The 24,342-nt window shown below is 66.8% G+C and carries 25 protein-coding genes; 10 read left to right on the top strand and 15 right to left on the bottom strand.

Going from position 1 to position 24,342, the window contains the following annotated elements; genetic code table 11:
* Positions 1-579: 579 nt before the first annotated feature.
* A complete protein-coding gene (gene htpG, locus AC5P8U_RS11865) occupies positions 580-2,472 on the top strand; it encodes a molecular chaperone HtpG (RefSeq protein WP_088496300.1) in 1,893 nt (630 codons plus the stop codon).
* Between the two features lie 153 nt (positions 2,473-2,625).
* On the opposite strand, the gene AC5P8U_RS11860 is transcribed toward htpG, so the two are convergent.
* Entirely contained in the window at positions 2,626-2,925 is a 300-nt protein-coding gene (locus AC5P8U_RS11860) for a hypothetical protein (protein ID WP_088496299.1), read from the bottom strand.
* A 129-nt stretch (positions 2,926-3,054) separates the two neighbouring features.
* On the opposite strand from AC5P8U_RS11860, the gene ftsY reads away from it, so the two are divergent.
* The 3 genes from ftsY (at position 3,055) to AC5P8U_RS11845 (ending at position 5,825) form a co-directional block, all read left to right on the top strand.
* On the top strand, positions 3,055-4,341 hold the full coding sequence (gene ftsY / locus AC5P8U_RS11855; protein WP_111007574.1) for a signal recognition particle-docking protein FtsY: 1,287 nt from the start codon (positions 3,055-3,057) through the stop codon (positions 4,339-4,341).
* Positions 4,342-4,425: 84 nt separating this feature from the next.
* Positions 4,426-5,550 carry an A/G-specific adenine glycosylase gene (gene mutY / locus AC5P8U_RS11850; protein ID WP_088496297.1) on the top strand — a complete coding sequence of 375 codons (1,125 nt, stop codon included), beginning with the start codon at positions 4,426-4,428 and terminating at the stop codon, positions 5,548-5,550.
* Positions 5,551-5,555: 5 nt separating this feature from the next.
* The gene (locus tag AC5P8U_RS11845; RefSeq protein ID WP_014036808.1) at positions 5,556-5,825 is read left to right on the top strand and encodes an oxidative damage protection protein; all 270 of its coding nucleotides are present in this window, start codon (positions 5,556-5,558) and stop codon (positions 5,823-5,825) included.
* Positions 5,826-5,899: 74 nt separating this feature from the next.
* Here the strand turns inward: AC5P8U_RS11845 and AC5P8U_RS11840 are convergent, their stop codons facing one another.
* From AC5P8U_RS11840 to AC5P8U_RS11795, 10 genes are all read right to left on the bottom strand, one after another.
* Positions 5,900-6,349 (bottom strand): DUF6491 family protein, encoded by a 450-nt coding sequence (locus AC5P8U_RS11840; protein ID WP_065195830.1) that lies wholly within the window; start codon positions 6,347-6,349, stop codon positions 5,900-5,902.
* A 186-nt stretch (positions 6,350-6,535) separates the two neighbouring features.
* Entirely contained in the window at positions 6,536-7,249 is a 714-nt protein-coding gene (gene lolD, locus AC5P8U_RS11835) for a lipoprotein-releasing ABC transporter ATP-binding protein LolD (protein ID WP_032954095.1), read from the bottom strand.
* Complete coding sequence (locus AC5P8U_RS11830; protein ID WP_005416136.1) at positions 7,242-8,483, bottom strand: lipoprotein-releasing ABC transporter permease subunit; 1,242 nt, start codon at positions 8,481-8,483, stop codon at positions 7,242-7,244. The genes lolD and AC5P8U_RS11830 overlap by 8 nt, the downstream gene beginning before the upstream one ends.
* A 23-nt stretch (positions 8,484-8,506) precedes the next feature.
* Positions 8,507-8,956: a hypothetical protein gene (locus tag AC5P8U_RS11825; protein WP_072168330.1), complete on the bottom strand. Its 450-nt coding sequence runs from the start codon at positions 8,954-8,956 to the stop codon at positions 8,507-8,509.
* Complete coding sequence (locus AC5P8U_RS11820) at positions 8,907-9,155, bottom strand: FAD assembly factor SdhE (RefSeq protein ID WP_049413478.1); 249 nt, start codon at positions 9,153-9,155, stop codon at positions 8,907-8,909. Before AC5P8U_RS11820 ends, AC5P8U_RS11825 begins: the two co-directional genes overlap by 50 nt.
* A 98-nt stretch (positions 9,156-9,253) precedes the next feature.
* On the bottom strand, positions 9,254-10,039 hold the full coding sequence (locus tag AC5P8U_RS11815) for a succinate dehydrogenase iron-sulfur subunit (RefSeq protein ID WP_005409079.1): 786 nt from the start codon (positions 10,037-10,039) through the stop codon (positions 9,254-9,256).
* A gap of 66 nt (positions 10,040-10,105) precedes the next feature.
* Positions 10,106-11,896, bottom strand: coding sequence for a succinate dehydrogenase flavoprotein subunit (gene sdhA, locus AC5P8U_RS11810; protein ID WP_014036803.1), 1,791 nt, complete (start codon positions 11,894-11,896; stop codon positions 10,106-10,108).
* Positions 11,897-11,927: 31 nt separating this feature from the next.
* Positions 11,928-12,314, bottom strand: coding sequence for a succinate dehydrogenase, hydrophobic membrane anchor protein (gene sdhD, locus AC5P8U_RS11805; RefSeq protein ID WP_005409077.1), 387 nt, complete (start codon positions 12,312-12,314; stop codon positions 11,928-11,930).
* Positions 12,311-12,703: a succinate dehydrogenase, cytochrome b556 subunit gene (gene sdhC / locus AC5P8U_RS11800; protein ID WP_005416132.1), complete on the bottom strand. Its 393-nt coding sequence runs from the start codon at positions 12,701-12,703 to the stop codon at positions 12,311-12,313. Before sdhC ends, sdhD begins: the two co-directional genes overlap by 4 nt.
* Positions 12,704-12,759: 56 nt before the next feature.
* Positions 12,760-12,930 (bottom strand): DUF1674 domain-containing protein, encoded by a 171-nt coding sequence (locus AC5P8U_RS11795; RefSeq protein ID WP_005409075.1) that lies wholly within the window; start codon positions 12,928-12,930, stop codon positions 12,760-12,762.
* 39 nt (positions 12,931-12,969) lie between these two features.
* Between AC5P8U_RS11795 and ygfZ the strand changes: the two genes are divergently transcribed.
* Positions 12,970-13,845, top strand: a complete 876-nt coding sequence (gene ygfZ, locus AC5P8U_RS11790) for a CAF17-like 4Fe-4S cluster assembly/insertion protein YgfZ (protein ID WP_088496296.1) — start codon at positions 12,970-12,972, stop codon at positions 13,843-13,845.
* A gap of 74 nt (positions 13,846-13,919) precedes the next feature.
* On the opposite strand, the gene AC5P8U_RS11785 is transcribed toward ygfZ, so the two are convergent.
* Positions 13,920-15,002, bottom strand: a complete 1,083-nt coding sequence (locus tag AC5P8U_RS11785) for an ABC transporter ATP-binding protein (protein WP_072168333.1) — start codon at positions 15,000-15,002, stop codon at positions 13,920-13,922.
* A 352-nt stretch (positions 15,003-15,354) separates the two neighbouring features.
* On the opposite strand from AC5P8U_RS11785, the gene zwf reads away from it, so the two are divergent.
* The 5 genes from zwf (at position 15,355) to eda (ending at position 21,353) form a co-directional block, all read left to right on the top strand.
* Positions 15,355-16,791 (top strand): glucose-6-phosphate dehydrogenase, encoded by a 1,437-nt coding sequence (gene zwf / locus AC5P8U_RS11780; protein ID WP_495214155.1) that lies wholly within the window; start codon positions 15,355-15,357, stop codon positions 16,789-16,791.
* Entirely contained in the window at positions 16,788-17,795 is a 1,008-nt protein-coding gene (gene glk / locus AC5P8U_RS11775) for a glucokinase (protein WP_072168335.1), read from the top strand. The genes zwf and glk overlap by 4 nt, the downstream gene beginning before the upstream one ends.
* Positions 17,792-18,514 (top strand): 6-phosphogluconolactonase, encoded by a 723-nt coding sequence (pgl, locus tag AC5P8U_RS11770; RefSeq protein ID WP_049413491.1) that lies wholly within the window; start codon positions 17,792-17,794, stop codon positions 18,512-18,514. The genes glk and pgl overlap by 4 nt, the downstream gene beginning before the upstream one ends.
* A 58-nt stretch (positions 18,515-18,572) precedes the next feature.
* Positions 18,573-20,489, top strand: coding sequence for a phosphogluconate dehydratase (edd, locus tag AC5P8U_RS11765; RefSeq protein WP_447897437.1), 1,917 nt, complete (start codon positions 18,573-18,575; stop codon positions 20,487-20,489).
* A gap of 204 nt (positions 20,490-20,693) precedes the next feature.
* Complete coding sequence (gene eda / locus AC5P8U_RS11760) at positions 20,694-21,353, top strand: bifunctional 4-hydroxy-2-oxoglutarate aldolase/2-dehydro-3-deoxy-phosphogluconate aldolase (protein WP_049429315.1); 660 nt, start codon at positions 20,694-20,696, stop codon at positions 21,351-21,353.
* 100 nt (positions 21,354-21,453) lie between these two features.
* Here eda and AC5P8U_RS11755 read toward each other — a convergent pair whose 3' ends face one another.
* The 3 genes from AC5P8U_RS11755 to ispG form a co-directional block, all read right to left on the bottom strand.
* Positions 21,454-22,101, bottom strand: coding sequence for a response regulator (locus AC5P8U_RS11755; protein ID WP_005416124.1), 648 nt, complete (start codon positions 22,099-22,101; stop codon positions 21,454-21,456).
* Positions 22,102-22,271: 170 nt separating this feature from the next.
* Positions 22,272-23,051 carry a phosphatase PAP2 family protein gene (locus AC5P8U_RS11750; RefSeq protein WP_495214154.1) on the bottom strand — a complete coding sequence of 260 codons (780 nt, stop codon included), beginning with the start codon at positions 23,049-23,051 and terminating at the stop codon, positions 22,272-22,274.
* Positions 23,032-24,297, bottom strand: a complete 1,266-nt coding sequence (gene ispG / locus AC5P8U_RS11745; RefSeq protein WP_049414673.1) for a flavodoxin-dependent (E)-4-hydroxy-3-methylbut-2-enyl-diphosphate synthase — start codon at positions 24,295-24,297, stop codon at positions 23,032-23,034. Before ispG ends, AC5P8U_RS11750 begins: the two co-directional genes overlap by 20 nt.
* Positions 24,298-24,342 lie beyond the last annotated feature (45 nt).

Below are 24,342 nucleotides of genomic sequence, written 5' to 3'. Positions count from 1 at the left end.
TTTGACCGATGTGGAGGTCTTGCAGGCCTCTTTGGCGACCTGCAGTTTGAAACGCGCGTCGTATCTGTTCATGTATCCCTCGGGGTTGGATCTGATGTCCAACTCCCGGGGGTCACTTCACCATGGGGGCTTGGCCGCGGCATCCATGCCGTGGACACCCCCACAACCTGACCCACCCCGCCTTCGACAGTTTCCTGCGATCTGTCGGAACGGCTTTCTGCTCTCGTCGGCACAAATGAATTCATTCGATATCTGACAGATGTACCGACCAACGGTCGGCACCTACCAACAGCCGAGTGAACCTGTCAGAGGCGGGGCGGTGTGGGTTGGCAGGACCGTTGGCGCCATGGATGGCGCCATCGAGCCCCCATGGACGGGTTTACGGCGTGTCCTGCCAACCCACACCACCCCGCCATCCCAAGGATAGCCCGCTGTTGCTATTGCTGTTGCTGTTGCTTCGGCCCCGGCAGGTGCAGGGCTGCAAGCCCTGCCGACCAGCCCCTTGATTTCGGGACAATCATCCCTACCCCTTGGCGAGGCCGCACGCGCTGGCGCGGCATTGCACATGGAGCCCTATCGATGACCGAGACCACCCAGACCGAAACCCTTGGCTTCCAGACCGAAGTCAAGCAGCTGCTGCAGCTGATGATCCACTCGCTGTACTCCAACAAGGAAATCTTCCTGCGCGAGCTGGTCTCCAACGCTGCCGACGCCGCCGACAAGCTGCGCTTCGAGGCCCTGACCCAGCCGGCGCTGCTGGAAGGCGACAGCGAGCTGCGCGTGCGCGTCAGCTTCGACGCCGCCGCCCACACCATCACCATCGAAGACAACGGCATTGGCATGAGCCGCGCCGAAGCCATCGCCCACCTCGGCACCATCGCCAAGTCCGGCACCGGCGACTTCCTGCGGCAGCTGTCCGGCGACCAGAAGAAGGATTCGCAGCTGATCGGCCAGTTCGGCGTCGGCTTCTACAGCGCTTTCATCGTCGCTGACGAAGTGGAAGTGACCTCGCGCCGCGCCGGCCTGGCTGCAGCCGAAGGCGTGCGCTGGAGCTCGCGTGGCGAAGGCGATTTCGAAGTGGCCACCGTCGACAAGGCCGAGCGCGGTACCCGCATCGTGCTGCACCTGAAGGACGGCGAGCACGACTTCGCCGATGGCTGGCGCCTGCGCAGCATCCTCAAGAAGTACTCGGACCATATCGGTCTGCCGATCCAGATGCCGAAGGAAGGTGGCGAAGAAGGCACCGCCGTCGAGTGGGAGACCGTCAACCGCGCCAGCGCGCTGTGGACCCGCCCGCGCACCGAGATCAGCGACGCCGAGTACACCGAGTTCTACAAGCACGTAGCGCACGACCATAGCGACCCGCTGGCGTGGAGCCACAACAAGGTCGAGGGCAAGCTGGAGTACACCTCGCTGCTGTACGTGCCCGGCCGCGCGCCGTTCGACCTGTACCACCGCGATGCGCCCAAGGGCCTGAAACTGTACGTGCAGCGCGTGTTCGTGATGGACCAGGCCGAGCAGTTCCTGCCGCTGTACCTGCGCTTCATCAAGGGCGTGGTCGATTCCAACGACCTGTCGCTGAACGTCTCGCGCGAGATCCTGCAGTCCGGCCCGGTCATCGATTCGATGAAATCGGCGCTGACCAAGCGTTCGCTGGACATGCTGGAGAAGCTGGCCACCGACAAGCCCGAGCAGTACGCCACGTTCTGGAAGGAGTTCGGCCAGGTGCTGAAGGAAGGCCCGGCCGAGGACTACAACAACCGCGAGAAGGTGGCCGGCCTGCTGCGCTTCGCCTCCACCCGCGGCGACGGCGATGCGCAGAGCGTGTCGCTGGCCGATTACATCGGCCGCATGACCGAAGGCCAGGACAAGATCTACTACCTCACCGGCGAGAGCTACAGCCAGGTACGCAACAGCCCGCACCTGGAAGTGTTCCGCAAGAAGGGCGTGGAAGTGCTGCTGCTGACCGACCGCATCGACGAGTGGCTGATGGGCTACCTGACCGATTTCGACGGTAAGGGCTTCGTCGACATCGCCCGTGGCGATCTCGACCTGGGCGCACTGGAAACCGATGCGGACAAGCAGGCACAGGAAGCGGCAGCAAAGGACAAGCAGGGCCTGGTCGAGCGGCTCAAGACGGTCCTGGGTGACGAAGTGGCCGAGGTGCGCGTCTCGCACCGCCTGACCGATTCGCCGGCGGTGCTGGCCATCGGCGAGCAGGACCTGGGCCTGCAGATGCGCCAGATCCTGGAAGCCAGCGGGCAGAAGGTGCCGGACAGCAAGCCGGTGCTGGAGATCAACCCGGGCCATCCGCTGATCGCCAAGCTCGACGCCGAAGCCGATGGCGCGCGCTTCGACGACCTCGGCCGGGTGCTGTTCGACCAGGCCGCACTGGCCGCCGGTGACAGCCTGAAGGACCCGGGTGCCTATGTGGCGCGCCTGAACAAGCTGCTGCTGGAGTTGTCGGCCTGATCGACAGATCGGGTGCCGGGCAGCGTCCCGATGGAGGCCAACCCTGGTTCACGCGCATTTGTAGAGTCGAGCCATGCTCGACTGCTCCATGAGTGCCGACCAAGGTTGGCACCTGCCAGGGGCAGCGGTTGGCACCGGCCAAAGCGGTGTTGCTCAGGTCTCCCGATCCAGCAGCGAGCCCAGCATCTGATCGTGTCGGCGGATCACCGAGGCATTGGCGGCGAAGGCCACTACCTCGGCTTTCGCCGCCAGCAGATCTCCCAGCAGTGCACCGACATCGACGCCGGCGGCAGTCACCGAGGCCTGCACCCCGCCCTGTCCAGTGGCACCGCGCTGCAACTGCAGGCGCTGCGCATCGGGGGTCGCCAGATTGGCCACGTTGTGCGCTGCAACCTGCACGCCCTGCTGGGCCGCACGCATGCCGCCTAGGGCGATTCCCATCACGTTGTTCATGGCGGTCTCCGGGCCGCTCCGCGCAACCCTCCGGACCGGTTAGCGGCCGGCCGGCCGCGATCTTGAGTCCACATCGGCCCGACAGGCCCGAGTGGTAGCATATCCCTCTGATTTCAGCGCCTTTTGCCAATGCTCAGTTTTTTCCGCCGCAAGAAGCCCCAGGATGCCCCCACCACGGAGGCGCCCAAGACCCAGCACTACTCGGCTGAAGAGCTGGCGGCGGCGTTCCCGCCGGCCGCCCCGGCCGAAGACGCACCCACCGCCGCGGTGGTCGAAGCCAAGGCACCGGAACCGGCCACCGTCGCCGTACAGCCCCCCGTCGCCGAAGTGCCTGCCGTGCCAGCTGCGCAGCCGGCCATTGCGCCCGAGGACGTCCAGGCTGAAACGCTCGCCGCGGCCGCTGTGCTGGCTCCTCTGGCTCCGGTCATTCCGGTCGAGGAACCAACCGCCCCGGCCACCGATCTGCCGGCGCTGGTGGATGCCCTTCCGGCGCCCGCCGGCAAGCCCGGCTGGCGCGAACGCCTGCGCAACAGCGTCATCGCGCGCAGCTTCGGCGGCCTGTTCTCGCGCAACCCCAAGCTCGACGACGATCTGCTGGACGAGCTGGAAACCGCCCTGATCACCGCCGACGTCGGCGTGGGCGCCACCACCGATCTGGTCGAGGGCCTGCGCAAGCGCATGAAGTCGCGCGAGTTCGCCGACGCCAATGCGCTGCTGGCCGCGCTGCGCGCCGAGCTGATCGCAATCCTGCAGCCGGTGGCCAAGCCGCTGGTGATCGACCGCAACGCCAAGCCCTTCGTGGTGCTCACCGTCGGCGTCAACGGCGTCGGCAAAACCACCACCATCGGCAAGCTGGCCAAGCGCTTCAAGGATGACGGCCACAGCCTGATGCTGGCTGCCGGCGATACCTTCCGCGCCGCCGCCGTGGCCCAGCTGCAGGCCTGGGGCGAGCGCAACGGCGTGGCCGTGGTCGCGCAGGGGCAGAACGCCGATGCCGCTTCGGTGGCATTCGACGCACTGCAGGCCGGCAAGGCCCGCGGCACCTCGGTGCTGATCGCCGATACCGCCGGCCGCCTGCACACCCAGTCAGGCCTGATGAACGAGCTGGGCAAGATCCGCCGCGTGCTCGGCAAGATCGATCCCACCGCCCCGCACGAAGTGCTGATGGTGATCGACGGCACCACCGGCCAGAACGCGCTGTCGCAGCTGCGCCAGTTCAATGCCGCAGTGAACGTGACCGGCCTGGTGGTGACCAAGCTGGACGGCACCGCCAAGGGCGGCGTGGTATTCGCACTGGCCCGCGAGTTCGGCATTCCGATCCGCTTCGCCGGCATTGGCGAGCGCCCGGAAGACCTGCGCGTGTTCGACCCGGAAGCCTTCGTCGACGCCCTGCTGCCCGAAGCATTGGGCGCCTGATACACCGTGCAGCCACGCATGGCGTGGCTCTACTGCGATCTGGTAGAGCCACCCCATGGGTGGCTGCCTCCTTCCGGAACACTCATGCCCCGCCAGCCGCACGCCAGCGCCGACACTGCCAAGGAAGACGACTTCGTCGCCCGCCTGCTGCACTGGTTCGACGACCACGGTCGCCATGACCTGCCCTGGCAGCACCCGCGCAGCCCCTATCGGGTCTGGCTGTCGGAAATCATGCTGCAGCAGACCCAGGTGGCCACGGTCATCCCGTACTTCCAGCGGTTCCTGCAGCACTTCCCGACCCTGCCCGACCTCGCTGCCGCCAGCAATGACGCAGTGATGGCGCAGTGGGCCGGGCTCGGCTACTACGCCCGCGCACGAAACCTGCATGCCGCGGCAAAGCGCTGCGTGGAACTGCACGACGGCGACCTGCCGCGCGATTTCGATGCACTGCATGCCCTGCCCGGCATCGGCCGCAGCACCGCTGGCGCCATCCTCAGCCAAGCCTGGAACGACCCGCTCGCGATTCTCGACGGCAACGTCAAGCGCGTACTCAGCCGCTATCACGGCATCGACGGCTTCCCCGGCCTGCCGGCCATCGAGAAACAACTGTGGGCGATTGCCGACGCGCACGTCACGCAGGTGCCGGCCGGGCGCATGGCCGATTACACCCAGGCGCAGATGGACCTGGGCGCGACGGTATGCAGCCGGGCCAAGCCGGCCTGCGTGATCTGCCCGCTGCAGGACGCATGCGTGGCGCGGCGCGAAGGCCGCACCGCTGAACTGCCCACGCCCAAGCCCAGCAAGACCCTGCCCGAACGCGAAGCAGTTGCACTGCTGCTGCGCGACGCCCAGCAGCGCGTGCTGCTGCAGAAGCGGCCGGACACCGGCATCTGGGCGCAGCTGTGGACGCTGCCGCAGGCCGAGGCCGGCAGCGACCTGCAGGACTGGTTCGACGCACATGTCGACGGCTCGCTGGAAGATGCAGAGGAACTGCCGGTGCTGCAGCACACCTTCAGCCACTACAGGCTGCACCTGCAGGTACTGTCACGGAAGGTGCGCGGCCTGCGCGTGGAAGAACCCACGCTGCGCTGGGTCGCCAACGACGAGCTACCCGCATTGGGCCTGCCGGCACCGATCCGCAAACTGCTCGACGGCGCCACGATCAAGACGCCGAAACGAAATTCCAGCAAACCCCGCAACCACGAGTGAATGCCATGCCCCGAACCGTCTTCTGCCAGTACGAACAACGCGATGCCGAGGGCCTGGACTTCGTGCCCTACCCCGGCGAGCTGGGCCAGCGCATCTTCAACAACATCGGCAAGCAGGCCTGGGCCGCGTGGCTGGCCCACCAGACCATGCTGATCAACGAGAACCGGCTGTCGCCGCGCACGCCGGAACATCGTGCGTTCCTTGAAGGCGAACTGGTCAAGTTCCTGTTCGAGAAGGACGCGGAAAAGCCGGCCGGCTTCACCCCGGAAGCCTGACAGGCAGGTCGTGCAGGCCGCTGGCCGGCAATCTGGCATCTGCGCGATGCCGGCCAGCGGCCGGGACTACCGCGCTATTTCGCGTTTTCCTCGCGCTCCTGCACCTGCGCCTGGCGCAGCTCCTGCTCGGACGCGCGCAGCGCCTTCACATCCAGCTTGCGGATGCTGTTGATGAAGCACGGCAGGCGCGGGCCGCCGGTGGGGTCGCGCACCAGCACTTTGTCAAAGCGCGACGACACACGGCCCATGCTGCTGGTCAGGCCGATGGCGGTCGCATATGGCAGGTCCTGGCAGGGGCCATTCAACTCCAGCAGATAGGCTTCGCTGGGACGGGTCCACACCGCCAGCGCACTGTCGCCCAGCTCGGTCCAGCCATTGAGGCTGCCAAAGAACTGCATGTCATTCTGCGGCGCGCCGGCGTGGGCACGGTACAGATCCAGTTTCTCGGTACTGCTGAGCCGGCCGGTGGTCGCACAGGCGGCCAGTGCCAGGCAGAGTCCGGCCATCAGGATCGGGGTCTTCATGGCGATCTCCTCGGGGAACTGTCGCCATCATGCGCCTGGGCTGGCAACGCCGGCGCGACGGCTCGCGCCCCATTCAGCCGCCGGTCGGCGGCTACTGGCCGGACCACGGTAGACGCCAACCTGGTTGGCGCTTGCCCTGCAGGAGCAGCCGACCAAGGCCGGCCTCTACCAGAGCGGTCCCAGCGCTCAGACGTCGGCGTGGGCCAGTGCGTGCAGGCGCCCTTCGCGTAGCTCCAGCACCCGGTCCAGGCGCCGTGCCAGGCTGCGGTCGTGGGTCACCAGCACCAGGCTGGTATGACGCGCGCGGTTGAGTTCCAGCATCAGCTCGAACACGGTGCCGGCAGTGCGGTCATCCAGGTTACCGGTCGGCTCGTCGCCGAGCACGCAGGCCGGATGATTGACCAGCGCGCGCGCCACTGCGGCACGTTGGCGTTCGCCGCCGGACAGCTCGCCCGGCTTGTGGTCCAGGCGATGGCCGAGGCCGACCGCTTCCAGCAGCGTGGTGGCCCGGCTGCTCGCCTCGGCCACGGCGGTGCCGGCCAGCAGCACCGGCATCATCACGTTTTCCAGCGCGGTGAACTCCGGCAGCAGGTGATGGAACTGGTAGACGAAGCCCAGCGCCTGGTTGCGCAGCAGGCCGCGCGCGGTATCCGACAGCGCCGACATGCGCTGGCCGGTCACATACACTTCGCCGGCAGTCGGAATGTCCAGGCCGCCCAGCAGGTGCAGCAGCGTGCTCTTGCCGGCACCGGAGGCACCGATGATCGCCACCGTCTCGCCAGCAGTCACGGTCAGGTCCAGCCCATCGAACACCGGGGTCTGCATGCGCCCTTCGGCATAGGTCTTGCCCAGCGCTTCGGCGCGGATCACTTCATCGCCGCGGTTGACGACCTTATTCATAACGCAGGGCCTCCGCCGGCTGGGTGCGTGCTGCCCGCCAGGCGGGATACAGGGTGGCCAGGAAGCTCATCAGCAGCGCGACCACGGTGATCGCCACCACGTCGCCGGTCTGCATGTCGGTCGGCAGGCCGGTGATGTAATAGACATCCTCCGGCAGCAGCTTGACGTTGAACACGCTCTCGATGGCGCCGAGGATGCGTTCCAGGTTGAGGGTCAGGGTGATGCCGCCGATCAGGCCGGCCAGCGTGCCGAAGATGCCGATCAACGAGCCCTGCACCATGAACACCTGCATCACCCCGCCCGGGGTCAGGCCCAGGGTGCGCAGGATGGCAATGTCGGCCTGCTTGTCGGTCACCAGCATCACCTGCGAGGACACCAGGTTGAAGGCCCCCATGGCGATGATCAGCGACAGCAGGATGCCCATCACCACCTTCTCCATGCGCAGCGAGTGGTAGAGGTTGGCGTTCTGCTGCGTCCAGTCACTCACGCGGTAGGCACCGCCGAGGCTCTGCGCCAGGTCCACGCCCACTTCCAGCGAACGGTCCATGTCGTGCAGCTTCAGCCGCACGCCGGTGGCGCCGTCACTGCGCAGAACACGCTCCAGGTCCTGCATGTTGGCGAAGCCGACGCCGCGATCGACCTCGTTGTACCCGGCCTCGAAGATGCCGCTGACGGTGAAGCGCTTCATCCGTGGCACCGCACCGGCCGGCGTGCCCTGCACTTCGGCAAAGGTCACCAGCACCTGGTCGCCAACGTCCACGCCCAGCCAGATCGCCAGCTCCTTGCCCAGCAGCAGGTTGAAGCTGCCCGGCTTGAGGCTGTCATAGCTGCCCTTGGTGACCTTCCTGTCGATCACCGAGACGTTCGGCTCCAGCGCCGGATCGATGCCCTGGATGATCGCGCCCTGCACGCGCGGGCCGCTGATCATCGATTGGATCTCGATGTACGGCGCGGCACCCGCCACGCGCGGATCCTTGCGGGCGACATCAACCACCCGCATCCAGTCCGGCATCGGCTCGCCATCGCGGCTGATGGTGGTATGGGCGGTCATCTGCAGCAGGCGGCTGCGGATTTCCTTCTGGAAACCGCTCATCACCGCCAGGGTGGTGATCAGCACCGTAACGCCGAGCGCGATGCCCAGGATCGATGCCATCGAGATGAAGGAGATGAAGCCGTTGCGGCGCTTGGCGCGCAGGTAGCGCAGGCCGATGGCCACGGGAATGGGTTTGAACATGCAGGCACGCCGGTCAATTCAGCTTATGGTGCCATTGACCGGGGCCGACGGGAAACGCTGCGTGTGGCCACGGCCAGTCGCAGTTCACGTCGCTGCCCTGAATCGAGCACATCCGGCCAGAACAGCAGGCGCCGGCGGCGCCGATCCTCCCGCCACAGCAACAACAACCATGGGCCACGCACCACCAGCCGTGGCGTATCGACATCCCGTCCGGCCACCTGCAATGCCTCGGGAAGCGGAGGCAGAAGCACCTGCACGCGCGGCCTGCGCTGGCGCCAGGCCAGTTCGGCCAAGCCGACGCCCCAGGCCAGCAGCAGCGCGGGCATCAGCAACCGCGCAGGCAGATCCGAGGCGCGCAACAACCAGGGCGCGGCCAGCAGCACCGCCAACTGGGCGGCGGCCTGCAGCCGCGAGGGGCGCCACTCAAGGCTTGAGGGCGAGGATCTTCTGCATGAGGGGGATCGCGTGCGCATGCGGGCAGGCCTCATAGCCCATGAACCAGCGCCACAACTTATCGTCCTCGCAGTCGAGCAGGAACAGGAAAACCTCGCGCTCTCCGGTCGGTGCAGTGCTCCACTCACGGTCCAGGTAGCGGCCGAACAGCTGGTCCAGTTCGCGCATGCCGCGGCGGCAGCGCCAGCGCAGCTTCTTCAGCAGGACATCGTCTTCCATCGTGCTTCTCCAGATACAGCAAAGCCACGCATGGCGTGGCTCTACTGGGTGGTGCAGCCTCACGTGACGTGGCTCCACCGGGTACTGCCAGGCCTGTATCAGGCGCGGCGCTCCATCATCAGCTTCTTGATCTCGGCGATCGCCAGCGCCGGGTTCAGGCCCTTCGGGCAGGTCCGGGCGCAGTTCATGATGGTGTGGCAGCGGTACAGCTTGAACGGATCTTCCAGATCGTCCAGGCGCGCGCCGGTGTCCTCATCGCGCGAGTCGATGATCCAGCGATAGGCCTGCAGCAGGATCGCCGGGCCCAGGTAACGCTCGCCGTTCCACCAGTAGCTCGGGCAGCTGGTCGAGCAGCAGGCGCACAGGATGCACTCGTACAGGCCGTCGAGCTTCTTGCGGTCTTCCGGCGACTGCAGGCGCTCGCGGTCCGGCGGTGCCGGGGTCTGGGTGCGGATCCACGGCTTGATCGAGGCGTACTGCGCGTAGAAGTGGGTCAGGTCCGGAACCAGATCCTTGACCACGTTCATGTGCGGCAGCGGGTAGATCGGCACTTCCTTCTTGCCGCAGTCCGAGATGGCTCGGGTGCAGGCCAGGGTGTTGGTGCCGTCGATGTTCATCGCGCACGAACCACAGATACCTTCGCGGCAGGAACGGCGGAAGGTCAGGGTCGGGTCGATCTCGTTCTTGATCTTGATCAGGGCGTCCAGGACCATCGGGCCACAGGCGTCCAGATCGACTTCATAGGTATCGGTGCGCGGGTTGCTGTCGTCGTCCGGACTCCAGCGGTAGATCTTGAAGGTGCGCACGTTCTTGCCGCCGTTCTTGACGGGGAAGTGCTTGCCCTTCGTGATCTTGGAATTCTTGGGGAGTGAAAACTCGGCCATGGCTGCTCTCGTTGGCTCAGGCGGCCCGCGCCCGTGGGCGCGGATTGCATGGTAGGCGGGGTCGGATCAGTACACGCGCGGCTTCGGCGGCACCACGGACACGTCGTCGGTCAACGTGTACATGTGCACCGGACGGTAGTCGAAGCTGCACTTGCCCTTCTCGTCGACGCTGACCAGGGTGTGCTTCTGCCAGTTGACGTCGTCGCGGTCCGGATAGTCCTCGTGCGCATGCGCACCACGGCTTTCCTTGCGCTGTTCGGCCGAGTTGATCGTCGCCACCGCGTTGAGCAGCAGGTTGTTCAGCTCGTAGGTCTCGATCAGGTCCGAGTTCCAGACCAGCGAACGGTCGGAGACCTTCACGTCCTGGAACGAGTCGAAGATCTTGTCCATCTTCTCGCAGCCTTCCTTCAGCGTCTGGCTGGTGCGGAAGACGGCCGCGTCAGCCTGCATGGTGCGCTGCATGCGATCGCGGATGACCGAGGTCGGGGTATCGCCGTTGGCGTGGCGCAGCTTGTCCAGCAGGCCCAGCGCCTTGTCGCAGGCATCGGCCGGCAGCGGCTTGTGCGCGGCACCCGGCTTGATGGTCTCGGCGCAGCGGTTGGCCACCGCACGGCCGAACACCACCAGGTCGAGCAGCGAGTTCGAGCCCAGGCGGTTGGCGCCGTGCACGGACACGCAGGCCGCTTCGCCGATGGCGTACAGGCCCGGCACCACGGCGTTGTCGTTGTCGCCGACCTTCTGCACCACTTCACCGTGGTAGTTGGTCGGGATGCCGCCCATGTTGTAGTGCACGGTCGGAATGACCGGGATCGGCTGCTTGTGCACGTCGACGCCGGCGAAGATGCGGGCGCTCTCGGCGATGCCCGGCAGCTTCTCGTCGATCACGCCCGGGCCGAGGTGGGTCAGGTCGAGCAGGATGTGGTCCTTGTGCTCGCCGACGCCGCGGCCTTCGCGGATCTCGATGGTCATCGAACGGCTGACCACGTCGCGCGAGGCCAGGTCCTTGTAGTGCGGTGCATAGCGCTCCATGAAGCGCTCGCCGCTGCTGTTGCGCAGGATGCCGCCTTCACCGCGGACACCCTCGGTGATCAGGCAGCCGGCGCCGTAGATGCCGGTCGGGTGGAACTGCACGAACTCCATGTCCTGCATGGCGATGCCGGCACGCATGGCCAGGCCGCCACCGTCGCCGGTGCAGGTGTGCGCCGAGGTGGCGCTGAAGTAGGCACGGCCGTAGCCGCCGGTGGCCAGCACCACGCCCTGGGCGCGGAACAGGTGCAGCGTGCCATCGGACATGTCCAGGGCCAGCACGCCGCGGCAGGCGCCTTCGTCGTCGAAGATCAGGTCGAGCGCGAAGTACTCGATCATGAAGCGCGCATCGTGCTTCAGCGACTGCTGGTACAGGGTATGCAGCATCGCGTGGCCGGTACGGTCGGCCGCCGCGCAGGTACGCTGCGCCGCCGGGCCTTCGCCGTACTTGGTGGTCATGCCACCGAACGGACGCTGGTAGATCTTGCCTTCGGCGGTGCGCGAGAACGGCACGCCGTAGTGTTCCAGTTCGATGATGGCCGGGATGGCCTCACGGCACATGTACTCGATGGCGTCCTGGTCGCCCAGCCAGTCCGACCCCTTGATGGTGTCGAAGAAGTGGTAGCGCCAGTCGTCCTCGCCCATGTTGCCGAGTGCGGCCGAAATACCGCCCTGGGCGGCAACGGTGTGCGAACGGGTCGGGAAGACCTTGGTCAGGCACACGGTCTGCAGGCCCTTGGCGGCCAGGCCGAACGTGGCGCGCAGGCCGGCACCGCCGGCGCCGACCACGACCATGTCGTACTTGTGTTCGGTGATCTTGTAAGCGGACATCTAATCTGGATTCCTGTGTAGGTGCCTGGGCTCAGGCAACGCCGAGGGCGATGCGGCCCACCGCAAACACACTGACGATCATGCCGAGCACGGCGACGAACTTCACCGCGGTCTGCAGCACCAGGGCCAGCAGCGATTCGTGGATGTAGTCTTCCAGCACGACCTGCATGCCGAGCTGCGCGTGCCAGAACATGGCGATCAGCAGGCCGATCAACGGCACTGCATTCCACGGCTTGGCCACGGCGGCGGCGGCGGTCGCGTAATCCGAGCCCAGCAGGCCCAGCACGAAGACCAGGAACCAGATGCCCAGCACCACCAGCGCGGCGGCGGTCAGGCGCTGGTGCACGAAGTGCTCGGTGCCGGTCTTGGCCGAGCCCAGGCCGCGCACGTTCTTCAGCGGGGTACGGAACTTGCTCACGCGGCACCTCCGAACATCACATAGGCCCACACCAGCAGGGTGATCACCAGGCTGCCGATGACCGACAGCCAGCTGCTGCGGATGAAGGCAGGGATGCTGAAGCCGATGGCGAAGTCCTGCACCACATGGCGGATGCCATTGCACAGGTGATAGGCGAACGACCATGTCCACGCGAACAGGAACACGCGGCCATACCAGGCCCCGGCATGGCCGGTGAAGCAGTTCCAGGACTCGGGCCCCATCATCAGGGCCAGCAGGCCGGCAGCGATGATGAGGGCACCAACAGACAGAAAGATGCCGGTGGCTCGATGCAGGATCGAGGTGGCCATCTGAATCTGCCAGCGATACACCTGAAGGTGCGGGGAAAGTGGGCGTTGTCTGGTCGCCATTCGCTGGGCTCGTTGTCTCGGCTGGGCGGCACGCGGCCGCGTTGGCTCAATGCTGATCAGAAATCGATGCAGCGTCCGTTTTTCTCCCAATCGCCATACCGCACCGGATCAAGTCCGCCGCGGCCGCCGAATTCCTCTGCTTTTTCCTGTTCCACGGGCACGGGTGCCGCGGGGACCAGCGGGGCTTCAGATTCGTCGTCGGGAGTGGGGGTTGTTTGGCCTATCATGTTCGGTCTCGCAACGCACAAATTTTAGACCTCGTTCACGTGCCTGACAACCTGCCCCCTGCTTTCGTCGGATATCCGCGCCTGCCCGGCCACCAGCTGCTGAGCCTGCAGGGCCCGGATGCGGCCGCCTTCGCCCACGCCCAGTTCAGCAGCGATGTCACCGCCCTGCCCCTGCTGCACTGGCAGTGGAGCGCCTGGCTGAGTGCCAAGGGCCGCACCCTGGCAGTGTTCCAGCTGCTCCGGCTGGCCGACGATCACGTGATGCTGGTGCTGGCCGACGGCGATGCCGATGCGATTGCGTCGCAACTGCAGCGCTTCGTGTTCCGTCGCAAGGTGAAGGTACAGGTGCGCAGCGATCTGGCCGTGGCCGGTGCGTTCACTGCACCCGAGGCTGCCAGCGGCGCCGCGATCGCGCACGCTGCAGGTGACGGCTGGGAGCTGGACCTGGGCAGCGACGCCCTGCCGCGCACCCTGCGCATCGGGGCGGCGGATGCCGTTGCATCCGGCAGCGAAACCGATGAGGCCGCCTTCGCCCTCGCCTGGCGCCAGGCCGACCTGCGCTACGGATTGCCGCGCTTGGACGAAAGCCAGCGCGAAGTGTGGACCCCGCAGCAGCTGGGCCTGGACCGCCTGAATGGCTACAGCGTAAAGAAAGGCTGCTACCCAGGCCAGGAAATCGTCGCCCGCACCCACTTCCTCGGCAAGGCCAAGCGCGCGGTGCAGCTGCTGCATACCGCGGCACCGGCACAGGCCGGCGATGGCGTGCTGCAGGACGGCGCGACGCTGGGCACGGTCGCCAGCGTGGCCGGCAACCTGGCGCTGGCGGTGCTGCCGCTGGAAGCCAGTGACGCCGACCTGCAGGTGGGCGGCGCCACCGCCCAGCGCGTGCCATTGCTGGACGGGCTGGCGCGCTGAATGAGTGGTAGTGCCGGTCGCTGGCCGGCAACCTCAACCAGGTGTGGTTGCCGGCCAGCGGCCGGCACTACCGGTTACAGGCGCTCGCCGCTCTCTGCGTTGAAGAAATGCAGGCCCTGCGGGTGAATCGCCACGCGGATCTGCTCGCCCACTGCTGGCAGCGACTGCGGTGCCACGCGCATGGTCAGCGCATGCTGGCCACTGCTCAGATTGACGAAGATCTCGTTGCCGACCGGCTCGATGCCTTCGATGCGCGCGGTGAATGCATGCGCATCATCGGCAGCCGCCGGCTGCAGGTGCTCCGGGCGCACGCCCACCGCGATCGGCTTCTGCAGCCATGCCGGATCGATCGTCGCCTGGCCCAGGGGGGCACGCCATTCGCCGTCGACCACGCTCACGCCGCCGGCATCGCCCTGCAGCGTGCCGCGCAGCACGTTCATCGCCGGGCTGCCGAGGAAACCGGCCACGAACAGGTTGGCCGGGCGGTCGTAGAGCGCCATCGGCGTATCGATCTGCTGGATGATGCCGTCCTTCAGCACCACGATGCGCTGGCCCAGGGTCATCGCTTCGACCTGGTCGTGCGTCACGTAGATCATGGTGGTGCCCAGCTTGCGGTGCAGCTGCGCGATCTCGGTACGCACGCTGTGGCGCAGCTTGGCGTCGAGGTTGGACAGCGGCTCGTCGAGCAGGAACACCGCCGGCTCGCGCACCAGCGCCCGGCCCAGTGCCACGCGCTGGCGCTGGCCACCGGACATCGCCTTGGGCAGCTTGTCCATCATCTCGGTCAGGCCCAGCGTCTGCGCCGCCTCGGCAATGCGCTTGTCGATGGTCGCCTTGTCATGCCCGCGCAGCTTCAGGCCGAAGGCCAGGTTCTCGGCCACGGTCATGTGCGGGTACAACGCGTAGCTCTGGAACACCATGGCGATGTCGCGATCCTTCGGCGCCACGTCGTTGACCACGCGATCACCGATGGTCAGCGTGCCGCCGCTGATTTCTTCAAGGCCCGCCACCATCCGCAACAGGGTCGACTTGCCACAGCCGGACGGACCGACCAGCACCATCAGCTCGCCATCGGCGACCTCGAAGCTGGCGTCCTTCACCGCGACCTGGCCGTTGTCATAGACCTTGCGCACACCCTGCAACTGCACTTTTGCCATATCACCTATCCGGTCCGCCCGAAGCCGGGCTGTCTTTTGGGACTGCCTCGGCCCTCCCGATGGCAGTGATGATTGCGCGCTTGCCGCATGACGGCGAGCACTGCAATCGAATACAGTTGCCCATTCTGCCATGTAAACGTTTTCACGTGGCACTATCCGATGATCGGTGCGCACCGATCTGCGTCGGCGGTTGAACGAAGGTTCCGCCGAGGTAGTGGTTTCGAATGGAACGGTCTTCCGCAACACCGGAGATCGCCCCTGACGAACCTCGGACAGGCAGTTGCGCGGATGTCCCCCGAACCCAGCCATGAAGCGATTGACAACGATGTCACCCGGATCTGAAACTCGAGCGATGCACGACACCCTCTTCCTGTTCGGTGCCACAGGTGATCTGGCCCAGCGCTACCTGTTCCCTTCGCTGCTTCGCCTGCTTGGCGACGGCCTGCTGCCGGAGGACTTCCGCATCCGCGCACTGGCCCTGTCCGGGCATGACACCGAAGCCTTCCATGACATCCTGCGGCCGCGCCTGCAGCAGGCCATGCCGATGGCCACGCAGGACGACATCGCTGCCCTGCTGCGCCGTATCGACTACCGTTCGGTGGACCTGCGCGACGTCGACTCGGTTGCCGCTGCGGTCTCCGACCTGGTGCACCGCAAGTGCGTCAGCTACCTCGCCATTCCGCCGGGCCTGTACATTTCCACCTGCGAAGGCCTGGCCAAGGGCGGCGCCCTCGCCGCGCCGGCACGCCTGATGCTGGAGAAGCCGATCGGCAGCGACAGCGAGAGCGCCGAGGAAATCATCAGCACCATCGGCCAGTGGATCGACGAGGACCGCGTGTTCCGCCTCGACCACTACCTGGGCAAGGCGGCAGTGCAGAACCTGATCGCGCTGCGCTTCGGCAATACGCTGCTGGAAGCGGTGTGGAACCGCAACTACATCGAATCGGTGCACATCCTGGTGGCCGAGAGCGAAGGCGTGGACGGCCGTGACGCCTACTACGCCCGCTCCGGCGCGCTGCGCGACATGGTGCAGAGCCACATCCTGCAGCTGCTGTGCATGGTGGCGATGGAGCCGCCGGCGTCGCTGGAAGCCGACCGCATCCGTGACGAGAAGGTCAAGGTGCTGCGCGCCCTTCGCCCGCTCGACGCGAAGCACGCCGCGCGTGACAGCATCCGCGGCCGCTACACCGCTGGCACCATCAACGGCCAGCCGGCGCAGGCTTACCAGCCGCCGGAAGGCAGCGACGTGGAAACCTTCGCCGGTGTCACCGCGCATATCGACAACTGGCGCTGGAGCGGCGTGCCGTTCCATCTGGTCACCGGCAAGCGCCTGCCCGAGCGCACCACCCGCGTGGTGGTCACGCTGAAGCCGGTCACCCATTGGCTGTTCGAGCGCCCGCAGCGCGCGCAGGCCGCACCGAACCGCCTGGTGTTCCAGCTGCAGCCGCAGGAAAACATCGAACTGGGCCTGATGAGCAGCCTGGCCGGCCCGGAATGGGGCGCGCTGGAACTGCATCCGCTGGAACTGGAACTGTCAGTGCCAACCGGCCTGCATCGCCGCATCGCGTACGAGCGCCTGTTCCTGGATGCCTTCAATGGCAATCACACGCTGTTCGTGCGCGACGACGAGGTGCGTGCAGCGTGGGCCTGGATCGACAGCGTCGCCGACGCGTGGAAGGACGCCAAGCTGCCGCTGGAGCCCTACCCCGCCGGCCAATGGGGCCCGAGCAATGCCTGCGAGTTCCTGCCGCAGGACGTGGACGCACCGGACAGCGGAGCGTCGGCATGAGCGCCAGTTCGCAGCCGGTGCTGGTGGCCGACATCGGTGGCACCAATGCCCGCTTCGCCCTGGCTGACACCTCGCAGGACGCACCTCTGCAGAAGGACAGCATCCGCGAGTACGCGGTGGCGGAGTTCCCTTCGCTGGGTGATGCCGCGCGCCACCATCTGGAACAGATCGGTGCCACCACAAGCCGCGGCGTGTTCGCAGTGGCCGGTCGCGTTGATGGTGATGAAGCACGCATCACCAACCATCCGTGGGTGATCTCGCGCAGCCGCACCGCAGCGATGCTCGGTTTCGACGAACTGCACCTGATCAACGACTTTGCCGCACAGGCGATGGCGATCTCACTGCTGCAGCCCGAGGACGTGGTCCAGGTCGGCGGTGCCGCCTGGGTACCGGGCAAGCCGGGCCAGCCGCGCAACTACGCAGTGATCGGGCCGGGTACCGGCCTCGGCGTGGGCGGCCTGATCATGCGCCACGGCCGCTGCTACCCGCTGGAAACCGAAGGCGGCCATGTCAGTTTCCCGCCGGGAACCCCGGAAGAGATCCGCATCCTCGAGATCCTGTCCGAACAGTTCGGCCGCGTCTCCAACGAGCGCCTGATCTGTGGCCCCGGCCTGGTCAACATCCACCGCGCCGTGTGCGAGATGGCCGGTATCGACCCGGGCCAACTGCAGCCGGTGGACGTGACCGCCCGCGCCCTGCACGGTGATCCGCAGGCAATGCGCACCGTGGACGTGTTCTGCGCCGTGTTCGGCGCCATCGCCGGTGACCTGGTGCTCACCCAGGGCGCCTGGGATGGCGTGTTCCTGACCGGCGGCCTGACCCCGAAGATGCTCGATTCGCTGCAGCACTCCGGTTTCCGCCAGCGCTTCGAACACAAGGGCCGCTTCTCCTCCATCATGGCGCGCGTGCCCTCATTGGCGGTGATGCATCCCCACGCCGGATTGCTGGGCGCCGCCGCCTATGCCACCGACGCCGAACGTGACGCACCAGGAGTTGCCGCATGAACCCCAGCTTCCACGACGATCGCATCGAGTTCATCCAACACGGCGACGCCGACGGCTGGATCGAAGCGGTGGCCGCTGAGATGGCACGCACCCTCAACCACGACATCAATGAAGTGGGCCGCGCCCGCATCCTGCTGTCCGGCGGCACCACGCCGGCCCCGGTCTACCAGGCACTGGCCGAGCTGGACGTGCACTGGGACCGGGTTGAAGTGAGCCTGGCCGACGAGCGCTGGCTGTCGCCGCAGGATCGCGACAGCAACGCCTGGCTGGTGCGCGAGCACCTGCTCAAGCGCACCGAGGGCGCCCACTTCGATCCGCTGGTACGGATCGGCAAGCCACTGCCCGAATGCGTGTACACCGCCAACCTGCAGGCGCAGCACAGCCAGCCGCCGAGCCTGGTAGCGCTGGGCATGGGCAACGACGGGCACACCGCCTCGCTGTTCCCTGGCTCGAAAGACCTCGCACGTGCACTGGAAAGCACCCTGCCCTATGCCGCGCTGGATGCCACCGGCTGCCCAGGCGCGAACCAGTGGCCGCTGCGCATCACGCTGACCCCGCACGGCCTGCGCCAGTGCCGCCAGCGCCTGCTGCTGCTGCGTGGCAAGCAGAAGCTGCAGGTACTGCGCCAGGCGCTGGACAGCAACGACGCCCAGCAGTACCCGATCCTCAATGCGATCAACCTGGAAGGCGCGCGCCTGCGCGTCCACTGGGCTGATTGATGTCGGCGGCGGCGCCGTGCCGCCGCTTGCCTCTCGCCACCACGAACGCCGGTAGCCAATGAGCCTCCATCCTCAACTGCAAGCCATCACTGAGCGCGTCATCCGCCGCAGCGCCGCCTCGCGCGCCGCCTATCTGGCCGCGATCGATGCCTCCCTGCGTGAGGGCCCGTTCCGCAGCCGCCTGAGTTGCGGCAACCTCGCCCACGGGTTCGCCGCCTGCGGCGGCACCGACAAGGGCCGCCTGCGCGGCGGCGTGACGCCGAACCTGGGCATCATCACCGCCTACAACGACATGCTGTCGGCCCACCAGCCGTTCGAGACCTATCCCGAACAGATCCGCGACATCGCCCGCGAGCTGGGCGCCACTGCACAGGTCGCCGGCGGCGTCCCTGCAATGTGCGACGGTGTCACCCAGGGCCGTGGTGGCATGGAGCTGTCGCTGTTCTCGCGCGATGTCATTGCCCAGGCCACGGCCATCGGCCTCAGCCATGACATGTTCGATACCACCGTCTACCTCGGCGTGTGCGACAAGATCGTGCCGGGCCTGCTGATCGGTGCGCTGGCCTTCGGCCATCTGCCGGCGGTGTTCGTACCGGCCGGCCCGATGACCCCGGGCATCCCGAACAAGCAGAAGGCCGAAGTGCGCGAGCGCTACGCCGCCGGTGAGGCCACCCGCGAAGAGCTGCTGGAAGCCGAGTCCGCGTCGTACCACGGTGCGGGCACCTGCACCTTCTACGGCACGGCCAACTCCAACCAGGTGCTGCTGGAAGCCATGGGCGTGCAGTTGCCGGGCGCCTCGTTCGTCAATCCGGGCACGCCGCTGCGCGACGCCCTGACCCGCGAGGCAACCGAACGCGCGCTGGACATCACCGCACTGGGCGACGACTTCCGCCCGCTGGGCCGGATCATCGACGAGCGCGCGATCATCAACGCGGTCATCGCGCTGATGGCCACTGGCGGTTCGACCAACCACACCATCCACTGGATCGCAGTGGCGCGTGCGGCCGGCATCGTGCTGACCTGGGACGACTTCGACGAACTGTCGCAGCTGATTCCGCTGCTGGCCCGTGTCTATCCGAACGGCGAGGCAGACGTGAACCGTTTCGCGGCCGCTGGCGGCCCGGCCTTCGTGTTCGGCGAGCTGATCAAGGCGGGCCTGATGCACGGCGACCTGGTCAGCGTCGCGCGTGGCGGCATGGCCGACTATGCGCGCGAGCCGCAACTGCGTGACGGCCGGCTGGTCTACCTGCCGGGCCTGGAACGCAGTGCCGATGACGAAGTGGTGCGTGGGGTCGACAATCCGTTCGAGCACCAGGGTGGCCTGCGCCTGCTGCGCGGCAACCTCGGCAAGTCGCTGATCAAGCTGTCAGCGGTGAAACCGCAGTACCGGACGATCGAAGCACCGGCGGTGGTGGTCGATGCACCGCAGGTATTGAACAAGCTGCACGCCGGTGGCCTGCTGCCGCAGGACTTCGTGGCGGTGGTGCGTTACCAGGGCCCGCGTGCCAACGGCATGCCCGAACTGCATTCGCTGGCACCGCTGCTGGGCCTGCTGCAGAACCAGGGCCGGCGCGTGGCGCTGGTCACCGACGGCCGCCTGTCCGGTGCGTCGGGCAAGATCCCAGCGGCCATCCATGTGACGCCGGAAGCGGCGCGCGGTGGCCCGCTGGCCAAGGTCCGCGAGGGCGACATGATCCGCCTCGACGGCGAGGCCGGCACGCTGGAAGTGCTGGTGGACGCGGCGGAATGGGCAGCACGTCCGCTGGCGCCGAACACCGCGCCGGCCGCGCATGACCTGGGCCGCAATCTGTTTGCGATCAACCGTCGCGTGGTGGGTCCGGCGGACCAGGGGGCGATTTCGATTTCGTGCGGGCCGGCGGCGGCCGATGGCGGGCCGTGGGACTACGACGCGGAGTATGAGCTGGGGCACGATGCGGCAGCGGCGGCGGCGCCGCATGAGGCGAAAGACGCCTGACGCGAAAAGCCGCGGCAGGCTCCCGGCTTGGGCAGTAGGGCGCCCTGGCCGGGACACGCCGTAAACCCATCCATGGGGGCTCGATCGCGGCATCCATGCCGCTCACGGTCCCGGCCAGGGCGCCCTACTGCCCTTGGACAATTCCCGGCGCGTCATTTGCGCTGCGGCCACTGAATCAAGAAGAGCAAAGGCAAGGGCAAAAGCATGGGTATCGAACAACATCAGGTGAAGGCGGCGGAGCTGTTGCATGCGGCGGGCATCCTGCCGGTGGTGACGATTCATACGCTGGACCAGGCGCGGGCGGTCAGTGCGGCGCTGCTGGAAGGTGGTCTGCCGGCGATCGAGCTGACGCTGCGCACGCCGGTGGCGATGGAAGCGCTGGCGATGCTCAAGCGCGAGCTGCCCGATGTGGTGGTGGGTGCCGGTACGGTGCTGACCGTGGAGCAGATGCAGCAGTCGATCGATGCGGGTGCGGACTTCCTGGTGACGCCGGGGACGCCGCCGGCGCTGGCTGATGCACTTGCCGCTGCGCCGCTGCCGGTGGTGCCAGGTGCGGCGACGCCGACCGAGCTGCTGTCGCTCTACGCCCGCGGCTTCCGCGTGTGCAAGCTGTTCCCGGCCACGGCCGTGGGCGGGCTGGCGATGATCAAGGGACTGGCCGGCCCGGTGGCGGACCTGAAGCTGTGCCCGACCGGCGGCATCACCGAGAACACCGCCGCCGAGTACCTTGAACAGAAGAACGTGGTCTGCATCGGCGGTTCGTGGATGGTGCCGGGCAACTGGATCGCCGACGGCGAATGGGACAAGGTGCGCGCCAGCGCCGCCGACGCGGCGAAGATCATCAAGCGCGTGCGCGGCCACTGAGCCCGAAGCAGGTGTAGAGCCGAGCCCATGCTCGGCTCCACTCCAGCGGAATGGAGAGCAGCCGAGCATGGGCTCGGCTCTACACAGAAGGCCGAAACCCTTACAACGGCCGCGCCGGATCCACCAGCCCGTACTGGCTGGCCATGCGCGCCAGCGCGATGTTGTCGTGGATCCCCATCTTCTCGAACAACCGCGCCTTGTGCGTGTTCACCGTCTTCGCACTCAGGCTCAGGCGCCGCGCGATGTCTTCCTGGCGCAGGCCCTGGGTCAGCAGCAAGGCTACTTCCAGTTCGCGCGGCGACAGGCTGTCGAACGGCGATCCATTGCCCTCCACCGTCGACAGGGCCAGGTTCTGCGCGATGCTGGTGCCCAGGTAGCGACGGCCCATGGCCACATCGCGCACCGCGCGCAGCAGCTCCTGTGCATCGCAGCCCTTGCCGATGTAGCCCGCGGCCCCCGCCTCCAGCAAGCGCTTCGGCAGCGGCCCGTCTTCCAGCACCGATACGATCACCACGCGGGTGTTGCGGTGGCTGCGGACGATGCGCTCGGTCACTTCCATGCCACTCACACCGGGCAGGTGCAGGTCGCAGAGCACCACGTCCGGCAGCAGCTGGCGGACGTCGCGCAGTGCGTCTTCACCGGTCTCGGCTTCGCCCACCACCTCGATGTCGGTCTCCCCCGACAGGATCATCTTCATCCCGGTGCGGACCAGCGCATGGTCATCCACCAGGTAGACTCGAATCGTCATTCACGTACCTCTTCGAATGCGGCCATTGCAGGTCAAGCTAGGCAGGACGCCGATACCCCTGCAAGCGCGTCCGGGACGCGATCCGGGCGTTCTGCCTTGCGCATCACAGTAACGCGCGTTGTGCTTGCCCCCTGTCTTGCAGAACCTGCTGCAACGAAACAACTGATCTATTACGTAGACGCCCCGGAAGGGTCATCCACGTCACCCCCCTGTGATGATGCTTCGCTGGCCGTCGCTGGCGGCGAATCCCGACGTCGCCAAGGATGCCGGCGACTGAACATGACCAGATAGCACCCTACCACCCAAACCAGCGCGGCACACCATCCGGCCAGGATGTCCGAGGGATAATGCACGCCCAGATAGACCCGTGAGACGCTCACCAGCAGGCTGAACGGGGGCGCCAGCAGCAGTACCGGCCAGCGCCAGCGTGTATTCCAGGCCAGCAGCACCAGGGTCACGGCAAGGGTCATCGAGCCCATGGCGTGCCCGCTGGGGAAGCTGAACGTCGATTCCGGCGCAATCGACTCCCACAGGCTGGGGCGCTGGCGCTGGAAGAAGTGCTTGCTGCCCATGTTCAGCAACGCCGATCCCACGAAACTGACCGCGACGAAGGTCGCCTCGCGCCAGCGCCGGTAGCCCAGCAGCGCACCGATGATCAGCACGTCAGCAGGGATCAGGAACCACTCGTAGCCCAGTTTCGAGATGAGCACGAAGAAGCGGTCCAGCCATGGCGAATGCAGGCCATGCATCTGCCACAGCAGCGGCGCATCGAAATGGAACGATTCAAATTCGTGCCCTTCGTCAGCCAGGGCGACGAAGCCCGCCAACGGCAGCAGTACGCCACCGAACAGCAGGACCAGGCGCCAGGCGTTGCGCGCCATCCAGTGGCGGAAACCGGAGGCCGACTCCGGAGCGGCGAGGATCGCAGGCTTATCCGGCGCTTCGGACATATTTGTGTTCGACGTAATCGTCGATCAGGGCGACGAACTCCTGGGCGATGTTGTCGCCACGCAGGGTCACCTTCTTCTCGCCATCGACGAATACCGGTGCTGCCGGCGTCTCGCCCGTGCCCGGCAGGGAGATGCCGATGTTGGCATGGCGCGACTCACCCGGCCCATTGACGATGCAGCCCATCACCGCCAGGGTCATGTTCTCCGCCCCCGGGTGGTGGATCTTCCACAGCGGCATCTTCTCGCGCACATGGTTCTGCACCACTTTGGCCAGTTCCTGGAAGAACTCGGAGGTGGTGCGGCCGCAGCCCGGGCAGGCCGTGACCAGCGGCGTGAAGGCGCGCTGGCCGGTGGTCTGCAGCAGTTCCTGGGCGACGATCACTTCCTGCGTGCGCGACTGGCCCGGTTCCGGGGTCAGCGAGATGCGGATGGTGTCACCGATGCCTTCCTGCAGCAGCACGCTCAGCGCTGCCGACGAGGCGACGATGCCCTTGCTGCCGATACCGGCTTCGGTCAAGCCCAGGTGCAGGGCGAAGTCCGAGCGCTGGGCCAGGTCGCGGTACACCGCGATCAGTTCCTGCACGCCACTGACCTTGGCCGACAGCACGATCCGATCGCGCGGCAGGCCCAGTTCCACGGCCTGCTCGGCCGAATCCAGCGCCGAACGGATCAGCGCCTCACGCAGCACGCGGCCGGCGTCCCAGGGCTGCTCGCGCAGGCTGTTCTCGTCCATCAGCCTGGCCGCCAGGGCCTGGTCCAGCGAGCCCCAGTTGGCACCGATGCGCACCGGCTTGTTGTAGCGGATCGCGAACTCGATCAACTGGGCGAACTGCAGGTCCTTCTTCTTGCCGAAGCCGACATTGCCCGGGTTGATGCGGTACTTGGCCAACGCTTCCGCACATGCCGGCTCGGCGGTGAGCAGCTGGTGGCCGTTGTAGTGGAAGTCACCGATCAGCGGTACATCGATACCCATCATCGCCAGCTTGTCGACGATGCGCGGAATGGCCGCAGCGGCTTCCACGGTGTTGACGGTCAACCGCACCATCTCCGAGCCGGCACGCCACAACTCGGCCACCTGCTTCACGCTGGAGGCCACATCGGAGGTATCGGTGTTGGTCATCGACTGCACCACCACCGGCTTGCCGCCGCCTACGGTGACCCCGCCGATCTGGACGGCATGGGTCTGGCGACGGGGCCAGGCGGTGGCATCGGAGGGGGGAGTCGGGCGGGTGACGGCGTCGTGCATGGGCGCATTCTACCGCCCACTCCCGCATTCGGGGTGACTCGCATT

The organism is Stenotrophomonas sp. YJH_SMC_81, from assembly GCF_059370875.1.
The sequence above is the reverse complement of the archived record's forward strand: the minus strand, read 5'-3'. Positions and strand labels throughout refer to the sequence as shown.